At 68.6% G+C, this 15,029-nt stretch carries 12 protein-coding genes; 4 read left to right on the forward strand and 8 right to left on the reverse strand.

The genetic code is table 11. From position 1 onward, the window contains the following. Positions 1 to 7: 7 nt before the first annotated feature. The 3 genes from ACIRQH_RS00525 (at position 8) to ACIRQH_RS00535 (ending at position 2,890) form a co-directional block, all read left to right on the forward strand. Entirely contained in the window at positions 8 to 1,108 is a 1,101-nt protein-coding gene (locus ACIRQH_RS00525) for a pentapeptide repeat-containing protein (RefSeq protein WP_404223961.1), read from the forward strand. Between the two features lie 232 nt (positions 1,109 to 1,340). Then, positions 1,341 to 1,988, forward strand: coding sequence for an RNA polymerase sigma factor (locus ACIRQH_RS00530; protein WP_388881527.1), 648 nt, complete (start codon positions 1,341 to 1,343; stop codon positions 1,986 to 1,988). Positions 1,989 to 2,065: 77 nt separating this feature from the next. Beyond that, the gene (locus ACIRQH_RS00535; protein WP_388881530.1) at positions 2,066 to 2,890 is read left to right on the forward strand and encodes a hypothetical protein; all 825 of its coding nucleotides are present in this window, start codon (positions 2,066 to 2,068) and stop codon (positions 2,888 to 2,890) included. Positions 2,891 to 2,928: 38 nt separating this feature from the next. Here ACIRQH_RS00535 and ACIRQH_RS00540 read toward each other — a convergent pair whose 3' ends face one another. From ACIRQH_RS00540 to ACIRQH_RS00550, 3 genes are all read right to left on the reverse strand, one after another. Beyond that, positions 2,929 to 4,089, reverse strand: a complete 1,161-nt coding sequence (locus ACIRQH_RS00540) for an oxygenase MpaB family protein (RefSeq protein WP_404223342.1) — start codon at positions 4,087 to 4,089, stop codon at positions 2,929 to 2,931. An 88-nt stretch (positions 4,090 to 4,177) separates the two neighbouring features. Next, positions 4,178 to 5,233, reverse strand: coding sequence for a polyprenyl synthetase family protein (locus ACIRQH_RS00545; RefSeq protein ID WP_404223344.1), 1,056 nt, complete (start codon positions 5,231 to 5,233; stop codon positions 4,178 to 4,180). Further along, positions 5,223 to 5,501 carry a polyprenyl synthetase gene (locus ACIRQH_RS00550; RefSeq protein ID WP_404223346.1) on the reverse strand — a complete coding sequence of 93 codons (279 nt, stop codon included), beginning with the start codon at positions 5,499 to 5,501 and terminating at the stop codon, positions 5,223 to 5,225. The genes ACIRQH_RS00545 and ACIRQH_RS00550 overlap by 11 nt, the downstream gene beginning before the upstream one ends. A gap of 653 nt (positions 5,502 to 6,154) precedes the next feature. Between ACIRQH_RS00550 and ACIRQH_RS00555 the strand changes: the two genes are divergently transcribed. Beyond that, entirely contained in the window at positions 6,155 to 7,153 is a 999-nt protein-coding gene (locus ACIRQH_RS00555) for a linear amide C-N hydrolase (RefSeq protein ID WP_404223348.1), read from the forward strand. A 308-nt stretch (positions 7,154 to 7,461) separates the two neighbouring features. On the opposite strand, the gene ACIRQH_RS00560 is transcribed toward ACIRQH_RS00555, so the two are convergent. The 5 genes from ACIRQH_RS00560 to ACIRQH_RS00580 form a co-directional block, all read right to left on the reverse strand. After that, positions 7,462 to 8,310, reverse strand: a complete 849-nt coding sequence (locus tag ACIRQH_RS00560) for an SDR family NAD(P)-dependent oxidoreductase (RefSeq protein ID WP_358821740.1) — start codon at positions 8,308 to 8,310, stop codon at positions 7,462 to 7,464. 339 nt (positions 8,311 to 8,649) lie between these two features. Beyond that, entirely contained in the window at positions 8,650 to 9,396 is a 747-nt protein-coding gene (locus ACIRQH_RS00565; protein WP_388881548.1) for a phosphotransferase family protein, read from the reverse strand. 282 nt (positions 9,397 to 9,678) lie between these two features. After that, positions 9,679 to 10,074 (reverse strand): VOC family protein, encoded by a 396-nt coding sequence (locus tag ACIRQH_RS00570; protein ID WP_358821738.1) that lies wholly within the window; start codon positions 10,072 to 10,074, stop codon positions 9,679 to 9,681. 472 nt (positions 10,075 to 10,546) lie between these two features. Then, the gene (locus ACIRQH_RS00575; RefSeq protein WP_404223351.1) at positions 10,547 to 12,001 is read right to left on the reverse strand and encodes a PH domain-containing protein; all 1,455 of its coding nucleotides are present in this window, start codon (positions 11,999 to 12,001) and stop codon (positions 10,547 to 10,549) included. Positions 12,002 to 12,354: 353 nt separating this feature from the next. After that, the gene (locus ACIRQH_RS00580; RefSeq protein ID WP_404223353.1) at positions 12,355 to 13,104 is read right to left on the reverse strand and encodes a hypothetical protein; all 750 of its coding nucleotides are present in this window, start codon (positions 13,102 to 13,104) and stop codon (positions 12,355 to 12,357) included. Positions 13,105 to 15,029 lie beyond the last annotated feature (1,925 nt).

Genomic DNA, 15,029 nt, shown 5'->3' on the forward strand with positions numbered 1-15,029 from the left:
GCATCACGTGACCGCAGCGCTGCTCATCGGGGTGACGGGACTTGGCACGCTGGGCACGGTGTTCTTCTTACTGCCCGCGGTGCTGGTCGACCACGATCTCGCCGGAGCGAGCATCTCCGCGCAGGATCGGCTGGCGGCCGTCAACGACGTCCGTACGACCCTGCTGCAAGCCGTCGGTGGCCTCGTCGTGCTGTTCGGCGCCTACGCCACGTGGCGCCAATTGCGCGTGAGCCAGGACGGCTTGCGTGCCACCCAGGAGGGGTACGTCACCGACCGGTTCAGCCGAGCGGTCGACCAACTCGGCAGCGACAAACTGGATGTGCGCATCGGGGGATTGCACGCACTGTGGCGGATCGCGGAGCAGTCCGCCCGCGACCGGGAGGCCATCATCTCCATCCAGGCCGCGTATCTGCGCACACACGTCCCCTGGCCACCCGCGAGGCCGGACGTGCCGGCTGCGGACATACCCATCAACGACATCGCACCCCTGGAGACCCGCGCCGCCGACGCCCAGGTGGCCCTGACCGCCCTCGGCGTGCTCTGTCAGCACCGAGAACAGTCGTGGGTCAACCTCAGCATCACGGACCTGCGCCGGGCCGACTGTGACGGGCTGTGGTTCCCCGAGGTCAACTTCGACCGGGCCTGCATGGAGGCGGCGGGCCTCTACCACGCCAATCTGACCCAAGCGTCCCTGGTGTCGGTCAACCTGCGGCACGCCGACCTCACGACCGCGATCCTTCACCGGGCTCGCTGCGTCCTCGCCGACCTACGGGGCGCGAAGCTGGTCGCGACCGACCTCCGTGACGCGGACTTCACCGAGACCGACCTGCGCGAGGCGAACCTGCGCAAGGCCGATGCCCGCGGCGCGGTCTTCCACCGGACCGACCTCCGCCTCGCGGACCTGCGCGGTGCCGACCTGAGAAACGCCGACCTTGTCGAAGCACGCCTGAGCGGCGCCCTGAGCAGCGGACTCACCCGCTGGCCCGTCGGCTTCGACCACTCGGCGGCCGGAGTCATGGACACAGATGAACCCGGGCCCGAGCCCTCACCCGTGCTCCAGCCGCCGGGGATGACGTGGCAGGTACCGCCGCTGCGGTCCACCCCGTGACGAGGCCCGGGGCGGTCCCGCGACGGCTTCACCCCGTGATCCTGGACAACCAAGCGCTGAAGCCGGCCGCTGAGCGCACCCAGCAGCCCGCAGCCCGCACTCGATGGGACTCACATCATGGGGTACCGGCAGGAGACATGTCATTGCGGCACCGCCGGATCCGTCCGTCCGTCCGTCAAAGAGGAAGCAGCTCAGCGGGAACCTTCGACCGGGTGCCGGACACGTATAGAGCATGGAACTGAACGACGCTGGTCCCGCCGTGCCGGTCGGAGGGATATCCGACCGGGAGCTGTGGGCGAGGGCCGTCGACGGCGACCGGGAGGCATTCGGCCGGATCTTCGACCGTCATGGGAAGACCGTCTACAACCACCTGTTCCGGCGGACGGCCGACTGGTCCGAGGCTGAAGACCTCACGTCAACCGTGTTCTTGCACGCCTGGCGCCGGCGATCGGAGACGGTGCTGGACCGCGACTCGGCCTTGCCTTGGCTGCTGGGCATCGCCGACCGCCTGCTGTCGAACACCCGGCGGCGGCTGAGGCGGGCCGAGGCATTGCTGCACCGGCTCATCTCGCATGACGAGCCGGTGGGCGACCACGCGGACCGCGTGGCCGTCCTGGTCGACGACGAGCGCCGTATGTCGGAGATCCATCGGGCGCTGGCCCGGCTGCCACGCCACGAACGCGAGGTCGTCGAACTCTGCGTCTGGTCGGGCCTGGATCAGCAGGCGGCTGCGGCAACGCTCAAAGTGGCGGTCGGAACCGTGAAGTCCAGACTGCACCGGGCACGGCGCAGGTTGGGGACCGACCTCACAGGCGGGGCCACGGCTCCCGCTCCGTTCAGTTCCAAGAATCCCGTCAACGCGGAGGAGATCGCACGATGAATGACATACAAGGCATTCCTGCGGCTCCTTCCGATCGTGAGCTGCCGAACCACCGGCGGACCCGAGAGGAACTACTGATGAAGATCGACCCAGAGGACAACCGGGCTTCGCTGGGACGCCGGTGGGGAGTACCGCTGGGCATCGCCACCGGCGTCGCGGGCGTGAGCGTCGCGGCCGTTTCCGTGTTGGGCGGGATAGGTGGTGACAAGCCACTGCTCGCCGACCCTGCCGGAAACCCGACGGGCGCCGCGGCGTCGCCGGCTCCGAGCCCCACGCGCGGCTCCACGTCCGGCGGAACCGGCTCGGCACCGTCTTCGACTCGCGCGACGTCCACCCCGGACGCATTCACCATCACCAGCGCGACGACGACCCCGATCGACGCCGGAACCGTTACCAAGATCCTGGCCACCTGCCTGGGCTCGGACGCATCGCGGTACCACGCGGTGATCGCGACCCGTACTCCCATCGCCTCGCAGGACTGGGACGGCGTGGTCGTCGCCGTCGACTCCTCCGACCAGTACGTGCAATGCCAGTCGAAGGGCGACAAGGGCACCAGCCAGGACTCCCCGCCCACGTTCATCAACGATCGCCTGTGGGGCACCGGTCACAAGATCGAGTATTTCGACTCCACCAGCGAACCAGCCGGCCAGGGGCGGTACCTCATGCTGGGCGCCGGGCACTACACATCCGACATTGCCAAGATCACCATCAGCTACGGCGACAACCCGAAGGAGTATCCGGCGGTCATGGCAGGCGGCGCGTTCGCCTACGCGGCGGCTCTCTCCACGTCCCACCCCGGCCCGCACTACGCGGGCCCGAGCCCCTACGTCCATGCCTACGACGCATCCGGCAAGGAGATCTACAACCAGGAGAAGGACCCGCAGTTCACCGACCACCAGTAGGCGCTCTCGCGAACCGGCCCGCCCTCCCTTCGAGTTGGTCAGAGAACCGTGGCGGCAGGCGGGGTCCACCGGCGGGTCCGGGGGACGGAGTCGGACATTCCGTAGCTCTTCTTGAGCTGTTCAGGGATGGCGTAGTGCATGACGCGGCCACGGGTGAGGGAGGACAGTTCGAAGACGCCGGCGAGATGGCCGAGACGGTCCAGCGCCCAGCCTCCGAGCGGTGACCGGTCCTCGATGGTCTCCAGGACGCCGAGAAGGTGCGGCACGACCTTGACGAGGGTGTCCCAGGTCGTGCGGGGCACCTGGAGCCAGTCGGCACAGGTGTCGCCGGTCAGGTGGCGGATGAGAGCGGCGACGACTGGGTCGAGCAACGTCCCGGGAACGACCTCCTCGTACAGATCGATCAACTGGCGGGTCAGGTACGCGCCCTCCTCGGACGGACCCATGTGCCGGACCATGTACAGATCGAGGAACTGCCGGGCTTCCTCTAGGGACTTGGGAACGACGTCCTGATCGACGCCCAGCATCGCACCGACAACACGCCAGGCGTAGTAGTACGCCTCTGCCCCGTCCTCCGACATGTGGATGCCGAGGCGGTGCAGACTGTCGAGCACGAGCAGGGAGAAGAACATCTGTCCGCCGATCATGTCCTCCTGGCAGATCGGCGTTCCGAGAGTCTGGGTGTCCCACCGGTTCTCGCGTGCAAGGTGGTGCCGGATGGAGGCGTGCAGGAGGCGGACCTTCTGGGCCGCGGGGAGGAAGCGGCTGCCGGCCTCGAAGGCGTCGGGCTGCATCAGGTAGACCGTGAACTGGCCTGTCTCCGCCATCCGTTTGGAGGGGTACTTCAGCCCATGGGTGGCCGACAACAGCTTGGCGACGTGCGGGACGACGTAGCAGGCGGGCATGGAGGCGAAGGCCAGTGCGGTGGAGATGTGCACGTTGTTGTCGATGAAGAAGAGCCGGGCCTTCTCCATCTCCGCCCAGTCGACCCAGTCCGGCGGGGCGCTCGTGGCATGGAGATACTCTCGGGCGACGTCGGGCAGCCCGTCCGGCAAGGGGGCTCCCGCGGTGGAGACGTAGCGCATCAGGGTGTTGAACTTGCCCACCTCTCCTCGCTCGAAGAGCGCGGCGACGGTGGCGTCGGCCAGTTCGTCTCCGGCCTGGCGCAGGGCGTCCATCGATGCCTCGGTGGGGTTCATGGCAGGGGTCCTTGTCTTCAGGGTCCGGCACGAGGGACGGCGCTGGTCGGCCGCAGGCGGCCCGAGATGGCGCCGCCCTCCGGAGCGGTCAGGCCAGACGGACGGCCGCCGAATGGGCCAGCGCGGTGAGAGCGTCGGCGGCATGGCGGGGAACGTCCAGTTCGCGGAGAGCGGCGAGGGCTTCCCCGACCCGGACAGTGATCATGTCCTCGACGCGGGCGGGAGACTTCAGCCGTCTCATCACCTCGCGCACTGCCCGCAGACCGTCTCCGTTCGGATCGCGTCGGCCCAGCAGGGCGCGAAGCCGCTCCCGGTCGTCGTCGCCGGCGAGACGCCAGGTCTCTGCCAGCAGGACCGTGGGCCGGTGTCCTCGCACGTCGTCGGCGTTCGCCTTGCCGGTGCGGTCCGGGTCTCCGAACAGGCCGAGCAGGTCGTCCCGCAGTTGGAACGCCTCACCCAGCGGGAGCCCGTAGGCCGAGTAGCCCCCGCGAAGCCGCTCACCTGCCCCGGCGAGGGCGCCGCCGATCAACAGGGGATGCTCGACGGTGTACTTGGCGGTCTTGTAACGGATGACCTTGAGTGACGCCGTCGTGTCGTGCTCGGTCCCGGTGTTCAGGATCTCCAGGCACTCTCCCGCGATCAGCTCTCGGGCCAGTACGGACCACAGAGGGCGTGCCCGCGCCAGATACGCCGCCGGCAGACCGCTCGTTGCGAACAGTTGCCCGGCCAACCCCATCAGCAGGTCCCCGACAAGAATCGCCAAGGAGCGGGCAGCGGCGACAGCACGAGGCCGGCGAGGCACCGCGCCACGCAGGGCGACGTGCGCCGTGGCCCTGCCGTGCCGCAGCGCGCTGTCGTCGATGAGGTCGTCATGCACCACCGCAGCGGCATGCACCAGTTCCATGGAGGCCGCCGCCCGTACGAGCGCGTCGCTGTCGGGCTGTCCCGCCGCGCGCCAGCCCCAGTAGCAGAACGCCGCGCGCATGCGCTTACCGTCCGCCACGGCCGCTTCCAACTCCTCGGCCACCGGGGCGAGGGCTGGGTCGATCGCGGCGAACTGATCGGCCTCCTGAGCGACGAAGGCGTGCAGCACCTCGTCGATCCGAGCCTTGAGTGCGGCGGCCTCCCCCCAGTCAGACGTCATCGGAGGCCCGTCGAGCCAGGGCATGCCGGGCGAGGATCTCCAGATGGGCGGGGGGTGCGGCCGCGTACCGGTCGAGCACCAGCCGCCCGCGCGCCGCCAGTTCCTGTTCGGCTCCGGCCGCCAGGTCCACCGCGTCCGAGCGGCGTAACAGTCCCCGTATCGTCCCCACCGCCGAACCCACGGCGCTCACCGCCAGGTCGGCCACTCCTGCCACGAGCAGGACCGCACGCTCATCCAAGCCCCCACGCCGTGCCGCCTCATACGTCATGCCACTCCCCCATCCACTGCCCAGCCGTGCGGCTCCGACCGCAGCCCGCGCTTCCCAGCATCGCCGCCGACCGGCCGTGGGACGGGAAAAGTCACGATCGAGTGATCACATCGCTCGACCGTACGGAACGTGACGGCGGACTGCGTCAGGGTTGATGCCCGCCTCGACAGCCTGGGGGGGGGACGCAGCAGCGTTGCGACAGGGTCCAGGCGGAATGTGCGGGGTCCGCCGCACCGGGTGACAGCGATGCTCGCCTGAACGCGCTGCGCCGCGGCCTGTTGATCCTCGCAGCGATCAGCGCGATTGCCATCCTGCCCGCCGCGCGGCCGCCCGCGTACTAGCCGCAGGAGATTCCAGACCCGCCGCCCGTCCCGGGAAAGTGAACGGACCGGCCGTGGCCGGAGGGACTCAGAGCGTCGCCGCGGCGCCCGGACGGCTCGGTGAGGCCCTCGGTCTCCGGGCTGCGGCAGGCGCGCGTGAATGAGGGCCGATCAGGTTCTTTCGGTCCTCTCCGGGTGCTGGGCCCGCTTCGTCGTGGCAGTCCTGGTGCGTAGGCGTCGACAGCACCGGGCCATGCTCGCCGTGGGGCCGGAAGGGGTATCCGCCTCGGCCGCGGCCCGATGCGGGCAACTCGGCGAGAGAGGGATTCACCGATGTGCACGCGGATTCTGTGGAACTCCAACAACCACGCGGTCCTGACCGGCCGGACGATGGACTGGCCGGAATCGACCGAGCCGGTCCTGACCTTCTTCCCCCGAGGCCTCGAACGCGACGGCGGCTCGCTGGCGGGCACCACAGTCGTGAACGACAACCCCCTGCGGTGGACGAGCAGGTTCTGCAGCCTCGTCACAACGGTGTACGGCGCGGGTACGGCCGACGGTCTCAACGAGGTCGGGCTCGGGGCGCACATGCTGTACCTGGACGGAACCGACCTCGGCCCTCGTGACCCCGACCGGCCGGGCCTCCAGATCGCCCTGTGGATCCAGTACCTGCTGGACACTGCGGGGACCGTCAACGAGGCTCTTGAGCTGCTCGACACGTTCCAGTTGGTGCCCGTGGAGATGCACGGCTTCACCGCCACGGTGCACGTGGCCCTGGAGGACGCGTCGGGAGACTCCGCGATCATCGAGTACATCGCCGGACGACGTCAGGTGCACCACGACCGGAGCTACACGATCATGACGAACGAGCCCGCCTACGACGACCAGTTGCGCCTCCTGAAGGAGCAGGTGCGCAAGGTGCGGTCCCTCGGGCACGACGAGGCCGGCAGTGATGTACCGCTGCCCGGGAACGTGAACGCGGTCGACCGTTTCCAGCGAGCCGCCTACTTCAGCGCCCTGCTGCCCGAACCGTCGGACGACCAGCAGGCAGTCGCCGGCATCCTGGCCGTCACCCGCAATGCCTCGGTTCCCTTCGGCGCGCCGTACCGCGAGGGAAGGTTCCAGACCTACAACACCGAATACCGCACGGTCTGCGACCTCACTCGTAAGCGGTACTTCTTCGAACTGACCACCAGTCCGAATCTCCTGTGGGCCGAGATCGGCCGCTTCGATCCTTCACCCGGCGCTCCCGTGATGACTCTGGTTCCCGAGGGCCTCGACCTCGTCGGAGACGTCTCCGACAGGTTCACGCCGTCGCCCGCGCCATTCTGAGGGGCAATGAGGGAAGGGGGTCATCCATCGCCGGGGTCCCAGCCACGATCGTCACTCGCCTCGGTGGGCAGGGCCCAGCCGCCCGGCAGCGGGGCCCGCAGTATCTCCGGGTCAGCGGAGCATCGCGGGCCGCCGACCCCGCACAGAGGTGAGCGGCCTGTCCGTGCCGCCACCTGACGGGTCGCGGTTGGATTCCCCGGACGAGCCCTGTGTTCGTGGGGGCCGACGTTCTCATCGATATCCCGGCGGCGCGACCGAAGTCGCGGCTCACCGGGCCCGAACGACAGCGGGCGGCGAACAGGGTGCTGTCAGACGACCCAAGTGCCGGTCATGCCCAGTACCTTCGATCCGTCCAGGTCCGCGAGCTTGGATCCGATGAAGGCACGGGCCCCTTCCGACGTCTGCACACGCAGCGCCGGACGTTCGGCCGTCAGGGCCTCGACGACGGTGCCGGCGGCATCGTAGGCGGTCTGGGCTGCGGCGAAGGCATCGGCGGTGCGAGCCAGATAGGCGTCCAAGGCGGGTGTGTAGGGACCAAAGCGCTCTGCCATCGCGCTGCGGTCGTCGGGAACTCCCACGTTGGCCACGAATTCGCTGGCCACCGCGCCTGGCTCGACGAGGGTGACTCCCACCCCGACCGTGGCCGCGACGGGAGCGAGCGCCTCGAGGTATCCCTCGACCGCGAACTTCGCGGCACAGTACGCCTCGTTGAAGGGTTGCCCGACGACGCCGCCCACGCTGGAGACAGCGATCACCCGGCCCGCAGCGGCACGCAGATGCGGCAGAGCGGCGGCGGTCGTGTTCAGGACGCCGAAGAAGTTGACCTCCATCACGCGCCGGGCGGCCTCGACGCCGTCGACTTCGAGTGTGCCGACGTGACCGGCACCGGCGTTGTTGATCAGCGCGTGGAGAGTGCCGTGCTCGGCGATGACTGCCGCCACGCACTCCTGCGCTGAGGCGGGCTCCGTCACGTCGAGGCGACGGACCTCGATCAGCTCGGCCAATCCCGCCGCCGTCGCTGCGTCGTTGAGTGTGCCTGCCTTGCCGGTGTCTCGCATGGTGGCGACCACGCGCCACCCGGCATCCGCGGCGCGGAGGGCCGTCGCCAGGCCGATGCCTGTGGAGGTGCCAGTGATCAGTACGGTCTTGGCGGCCATGGGGACTCGCATTCTTCGCAGGGGAAGGGGCAGGCGCGTCGAGGAACTCCAGGAGGGCAGTTCCCGCCGTCTTGTTGTCCTGCCGTGGCGATCATGCCTATTGGAGTGCACTCCACCACAAGCCAGGACTCCGGAGGTGCTCCCCCACTCTGGCTTGCTTCCTTCGGGTCATGGACTCAGCGACTCCGGCAGCAGCCTGAGGGGCACTTCAGCCATCAGTGACGGCCCGGCCGGCGTTCCGGGGCTCCGCGGCTACGAGCGACCTGACAGGCGATGCGCCCCAGGGGACGGCCTGCTCGTGCGTCAGAACGCAGTTACAGCATTCGGGCTCACGCCACCTCACATGCGGGACCTCAGCACGTCGACCTCACAGCCCGGCGCGAAGGGGTCGAAGCCGTGCTCGATCAGCCAGCGAACTATCAGCAGGCTTCGCAACGACGACCACGCGCGGATCACGTCGAGGTCGACGTCGGTGCCATAGCCGGCGATGACGTCGTCGAGGTGCTCCTCGTGTCCGAGTGTGAAGGTGGCGAGGTCGTACAGGGCATCACCCTGGCCTGCCTCGGACCAGTCGATGATGCCGGTGACCTCGTCACCGTCGACAAAGACGTGCGCGATCTGCAGGTCGCCGTGCGTGAACGCCGGAGTCCACGGCCGGAGCGCGGCCTCGGCGATCTGGCGGTTGCGAGTGACCAGGTCGACGGGCAGGACGCCGTTCGTCACGAGCAACTCGCACTCGACGTCGAGTTCCGCCGTCAGCTCGTCGATGCTCCGGCCGGCCCCGCCCGGCCGGGCGGGCAGCGGCGCGTCGTGCAGCTTCCGGATGGCGGCGCCCGCCGCGGACCAAGCCGCCGGCGACCCGGTCGACGGGCCGCCGAGGCGCCCGAGCGTCGTCCCCGGGAGCGCGGCGATCGCAAGCACGGGCGGCTTGCGCCACAGGACCTCCGGAGTCGGGACCGGCGCGAGGGACATCGCCTCGACCTCGACGTCGATGCGCGCCTGATCGGCGTCCACCTTCAGGAACACGTCGCCGACGCGCAGGGTCGCGCGCTCGGAATGGGCGACGACGACTTCGACCTCATCCATGGGCGACCAGTATCCCGGGGATGACCGCCGACGTCGCCGGGATTGTCACGTGCGATGACGTGACTGCCCGCGCCCGGCTACCCGGCGACCACGCGTACGACACCAACCACTGACCAGGTCAAGCCCATCGGCCTTGTCAGGAGTCCCTAGGCCGCCGACTTGTGGAGCCGGCCGCAAGCTGATCGTGGCGACCTGCCCGGCAGCGTGCCGTTCCGCGGAAGGAGCACCATTCCGACCAGGCGGCCGGCCCCTACGAACCGGCTACCGTGTCCCGCCGCACGGTCAGTTCTCCAGGATCTGGGCGATCTCCCAGACATTGCCCGCCGGGTCGGCGAACGCTGCCGTGCGACGACCCCACGGACGGTCCACCGGACCGTTGAGGAGCCGCACACCATGCTGTTCGAGCTCGGCAACGACGGCGTTGGCGTCGGTCACCTCGATGGTGAGCAGCGCTCGCGGGTCATTGCCGGCCCCGCCGACGGCCGAAGGGGTGACGAGTTCAGGAGCTTTGGCCGCGTCCAGCAGATTGATCATGAGGTTGTCGAACTTGACGACGGCAGAATCCTGGTTTTCGTAGATCACCTCCAGGCCGAACACGTCGGTGTAGAAGGCCTTTGTCGCGGCCAGGTCCTCGGCGAACAGGGTGATGACGTCAAGCTTGCGCAGATCCTTGATCATGTTTCTCTTCCTCTCGCTATGGCGGCTCGGGGTGGAATCGGAAGATCTGCCGGCGTCGTGGCCCGGCAGCGCCGGACCCGACCCGGGTTTTGGCGCCGCGCGGGCCTACCGAAGCGCGTCTCCGATCGGCCATGCGAAGACCTTACGGTCCACCACTGACAATGTGGCCGCCAGTAGTCGTCCACTCCCCTCGTGCACGTACCGGAACAGCAAAAGGGTCCAACGAACGACCGAGGGGTACCTGAACTGATGCGCGTTGCAGGGTGGTTGGGAGAGTGCCGTTGTCCCCCAGCCCTGTCCGAAGAGTTTCGCGAGGACGTCTTGCGGAGTTCGACCGACTCCCAGGATGTGTGGGAGAGCCGGGAGGTACGGGCGTGGGCCTACTCCACAGCTCTCTGCCACACGCTTGGAAGGAGTCGGCAAAAGCGGTTCGGTCCTGGAAGCCGTGGCGCGGAGACGACTACGCCGCCTGTCAGGGTGTCGGTACCTCCGAGTCCGCCCGGGTCACCCCCGCATGTTCCAAGACGCTCACGACGCGGGCCAGATCGTCCGGGGCGGCAGCGAGGCGCACGGGCGTGCCCGCGTCGTCGAACTCGGCGACGTGCCAGTCGCGGGGCACCCCGTCGCCGTCGCCTCCTCTGACACGCCGCACGCGACGGAGTGTCAACCGCTCCACAGGCACCCTGCGTGCCCCGAACCGACCGGGGCCGGAGTGCGGAGACACGGCGAGCACGTCGCCCCCGCCCAGCACTACATGAGTCCCGAATTCGTACGGGTTGTATTCCGTGTGCTCCAGGAAGCGAGCGCGCAGGAAGACGGTCTCCCCGTCGGCGTCGCCCGCCTCGTCCATGGGCGCGGCGACGCTGGCAGGTCGGACGCGGCTGGCGCGGAAGGCCAGGACGAAGAGCCCCACCGTCACCGCCGCCCCTGCCGCCGCCCACGTGATCGTCGCCGGCGAGCCGAACGGGTCCGTGGGGTGCAGGACGCAGAGCGGCAGCAGCCACAGGGCGGTCACGAGCAGGACGGCCGCGAAAGGGAGGGCCGAGGGCAGGACCTCGTCGTCCGGGAGCCGACGCCCACGTATCCGCTGTACGGCCTGGGCGGCGGGGTAGCCGGCGGCCAGAGCGAAAGCCACTGCGAGAGCCAACAACTGGCCCGCCGGAGCCCGGTGTTCGTGCCACACCCCGTGCGCGCCGACGAACGCTCTCGGCCTGCCGCGCCAGAAAGTCACCTCGAGCCGGTCGCCCGCGACGAACACCCCCGCCATCTCGTGGGACACGCTTACGCGTTGGGTTTTACGACCGGCCGACAGATAGATCGAGTTGTACTTGCTGTGCTCGTGGACATCGGTGCGCACGACCGTTCCCGGACGGGTGGCCAGGCACTCACCGCGATCGGCGACGGGCGTCGCGGCGGCGCACGGGACGGCCGCCCGCCATGCGCGTTCGTCCGCGAGGGAACGAGGCACGGCCCAGAGGGCGATGGTCATCGCCACGATGAGCAGCGGAACGCACCAGGCGAGTGGTCCGACCAGGCTGTGTCCCCCGGTGCGGGTGGTGATGACGTGCAGGTGCTCCGCATCTTCGGGGGTCTCGTGGCGGCGGTGCAGTGTCCGCAGCACCTCCACCTGCGCGTCGAACACCGGGTCCGTGGTCTCGTAGCTGCGCGGCTTGGGCAGGTACCGGACGCGCCCGTCGCCCAACAACAGGCTGACCCTGCGGTACTCCTGGGTTCGGGAGCGGTCGACCGTCCGGTGGACGCGCACGGCCGCCACGTCCGGCCACCGTATGGTCCGGCGCCGCAGCGGTGTCCGGTAGCGCACCCCGTCCGCGTCGGCGTGCACCATGGGACCGGCGCCCCCGAGCCGGAGGAGCGACCACACTCCTCCGGCTTCGGAACGGTAGGTCAGGTGTGGGTCGTCGGTCATGTGCGCAGCCTTCCACGGGAAAGTTCTGGCAGTTCGTCAAGATTGCGGAAATGTTCGACGCCACGACATTGCCGACGTCCTCTCCCGTACGCACTCACAAGGGAGGAGTGCCTGGTCGAGCGGAACCGGGAATACCGCGAAGACACAGAGTCCAGATGGGCTCCGGACTGCGATACATCAACACCTGTGCCGCACGGAGAGGTCTCCCCATGCCGCGCAGGTGTTGCCTCTCGGAGTGGCTCAGCTCCCCCGGACTCGGCCGGTCCAGCCGTCGCAGGCTTCCTACAAACTCCACTGATCAAGATCAGCCGGCAAGGATCGCAGTTCGTGGGACGGCTGCCCCGACTGTGAGGTCACGAGTCGACCTCCTCCTCCTCGGCGGCGTCGGCAAGCAGTCGGGCCATCATGGTTCGGCCTTCCTGTCCCGTCAGTTCACCGGGTCCGTAGGAGCGCTTCGGCCAGTACGCCTGACCGTCGATCCAGGGCACGCCCATCGGCAACCCGTTTGCTGAGCCACGCAGTTCCAGGGTGCCGACGGGCTCCACGGGCAGGTCGGCCGGGCGCTTGCTCGCTCCCAGGAACCGACGCCAAGGCTGTGGCTGAGGCACCAGTTCCAGCACCGCATCGGGTCGGGTGTCGTCGCCCCCGTCGGCCGGAAACAGCACCAGCACGGCGACCCCGCCCCAGGGCGGGTCATACACCAGGGCATACCGCCTGGGCACCAAGCCGGACGCACAGGCCGCACTGGCCAGGGCCCTGGCCGTCGCCCCTGGGGCTCCACGCAGGCGGTAGGCCCCATAGACCGCCAGCGCGACCGAAACCAGGAGCGGGTACCAGGCATCGGGCAGTATCCAAGAACCAAACCGCAAGCAAAGCGCCAGCACAAGACACATGGTGACCAGCGCCGTCAGCATCGTGGACAGACCGGAGAAGCTCCGTAGCGTCCGCACCCGCCACCAGCGCACTGTACGAACGTCCGCCTCCCGACCCCTGCGTGCCGCCGGCCTGGGCAGCGCCGCCTGGCGACGCGCCTCGGCTGTCACCACCGCGTACGTCACTGCGCCAGATCTCAGCGCCGGACTTTCTCCATCGTCGTGCGACATCGGGCCCCTCACCTCCGCGGGTATCGCCCCGCGCCCCAACTTGCTGCAACAGGCACCGACTTTAGGCCCTCAACGGTTTCGCGGACGCACGGGGCCTGCCGGTGTGTCGTGCACTCCAACCTGCTCACCAGGCTGAACAGGTCGGGGGTTTGGGCAACTCAGCCGGTCACCTCACGCCCCGACTTCCTGTGCCTCCAACTGACGCACCACCGCCGTCAGCAGCGCGGTCCGCCGTGACTGCGTCGGGTGTCGAGAAACGGGGACGCATCACAGGCCGAGCCAGCCGTACAGGCGCGGATGCCGCGCACCGGCCGTGCATTCATCGCTGAAGGAGGCGCCTCTGGGAGTTGACGGGTCGTAGACCGAGCCGTAGGGATCGGAGCTGACCGTCCTCGCGGGACAGTCGGGGCCGACAGGCTGCACCGACCACCAGGCAAACAGACACAGCCCGGTAAGGACGATCATGCTGACTCGCCATCGGCGCGAGCTGCATAGGAAAGGCGGTGTCACCCCCGGATCGTACGCGCTCACCTTCTCCGGCCTCGCCGGCGCCGGAGCCCGCCACCGTCGTCTCACCGCTGTCCCGCGACCGCGCTGTCGGCGAGGACCTCGTGCGGGGTACGACCGTCGACGAGGCCGCGCCAGCGACGAACCAGACCGCCGGGGACGTGAACTCCTTGCGGACCATTCGCACGTGGCCCGGGAACACGGTGTCGAGATGCCGATCACCGAGGTCGTCACCGTAGTGATCGACGGCACGGCAATGGTGAACGACGCCGGCTCAGCCCTCGAACCCGGCACCGTCTGTCGGCCCGGGACGCCTACGTCTGTCGGCGGAGGCCACTGCTCCCCGTTCTCCAGCAGCGTCAATCTCCCCACGCATACTTGTGAACCGGCTGCCCGACGACGACAGCGGTAGACGGCCCGTTATGCATCCCGGCGCGAAGTTACTTGAGTGCCGAACCACTGAGAATTCTTCTCTGCGTTATTGCGGAGCGCTGTCTGGGTCTGGGATGATTTTCTTGTCGCGCGCTCCACTCGCTCCGAACCTCAGGGGTGAGTTGGGCCCTTTTTGGGGCCTCAACTCGCCTGGTTGGGAGCGGGATTGGGGCCTTCGCAACCGCAGATGGCCCTGAGGTGAGGGCCTGCCCGTGGATGCCGAATCGCGCGCGGGCGGGCCCTCCGAGCCTTGGAGGCCGCTCCATGACGGTATCGATCGATGCGGGTGCGGGGCTGATCTTCGTTGCCTCGTGCATGGTGGGCTACGTCGTCTACCGGCATACGCGAAAGACTTCAACGACGCTTCCGCCCACCGGGGACATCGGCACCTCGTTTACTGCCGGGGCTACGGCCTTGGCCGGGCTGGCCTTCCTTTTCGGTGCTTCCGCGCCCGCCGTCGATGCTGGCCCTGGTCGCCAGCCGAGTTCCGCAGTGACATCGGCCGTTCCGAATACGCCCTCGCCCTCACCCTTGCCGACAGGTGGGTCGGGCCAAGGCGACCGAGATGCCGTACCGCGATGAACTGGCGCGCAACCTGCTCGTAGAGCACGCTTGCATATCACCCCAGCTCAGCCGACCGCATCCTATTAGCCTGGACCTAGCCATATATTCCTGGCTGGCTCGTTGAACGAGTCATGACGGACGGGAACGGTCCTCCGTGAATGATGCCGGATGAACTGTGGGGGCCGATCGAACCGTTGCTGCCGGCCAGGCAGTGGCGTCCGCGCCATCCCGAGCGGCTGCCACTGGACGACCCCGGCTGCCAACCCTGTTCGTGCCCCACACCTCGATCCAGTGGGAGTGCCTGCCGCTGGAGCTCGGATTTTGTGCCGGGATGATGTGTTGGCGGCAGGACTGACACGAGGCCGAGATGTGAGACCGGCTGCCTCAAGCGCTGCTGACCGAGCTGCACCGTGCCGGGAAGC

It is taken from the genome of Streptomyces sp. NPDC102279 (genome assembly GCF_044766365.1).
GTDB lineage: Bacteria > Actinomycetota > Actinomycetes > Streptomycetales > Streptomycetaceae > Streptomyces.

Excerpts from the sequence above, each read along its gene's own strand:
- ACIRQH_RS00530 (WP_388881527.1), top strand. The coding sequence starts at position 1,341 with ATGGAACTGAACGACGCTGGTCCCGCCGTGCCGGTCGGAGGGATATCC.
- ACIRQH_RS00535 (WP_388881530.1), top strand. The coding sequence starts at position 2,066 with ATGAAGATCGACCCAGAGGACAACCGGGCTTCGCTGGGACGCCGGTGG.
- ACIRQH_RS00540 (WP_404223342.1), bottom strand. The coding sequence starts at position 4,089 with ATGAACCCCACCGAGGCATCGATGGACGCCCTGCGCCAGGCCGGAGAC.
- ACIRQH_RS00545 (WP_404223344.1), bottom strand. The coding sequence starts at position 5,233 with ATGACGTCTGACTGGGGGGAGGCCGCCGCACTCAAGGCTCGGATCGAC.
- ACIRQH_RS00550 (WP_404223346.1), bottom strand. The coding sequence starts at position 5,501 with ATGACGTATGAGGCGGCACGGCGTGGGGGCTTGGATGAGCGTGCGGTC.
- ACIRQH_RS00555 (WP_404223348.1), top strand. The coding sequence starts at position 6,155 with ATGTGCACGCGGATTCTGTGGAACTCCAACAACCACGCGGTCCTGACC.
- ACIRQH_RS00560 (WP_358821740.1), bottom strand. The coding sequence starts at position 8,310 with ATGGCCGCCAAGACCGTACTGATCACTGGCACCTCCACAGGCATCGGC.
- ACIRQH_RS00565 (WP_388881548.1), bottom strand. The coding sequence starts at position 9,396 with ATGGATGAGGTCGAAGTCGTCGTCGCCCATTCCGAGCGCGCGACCCTG.
- ACIRQH_RS00570 (WP_358821738.1), bottom strand. The coding sequence starts at position 10,074 with ATGATCAAGGATCTGCGCAAGCTTGACGTCATCACCCTGTTCGCCGAG.
- ACIRQH_RS00575 (WP_404223351.1), bottom strand. The coding sequence starts at position 12,001 with ATGACCGACGACCCACACCTGACCTACCGTTCCGAAGCCGGAGGAGTG.
- ACIRQH_RS00580 (WP_404223353.1), bottom strand. The coding sequence starts at position 13,104 with ATGTCGCACGACGATGGAGAAAGTCCGGCGCTGAGATCTGGCGCAGTG.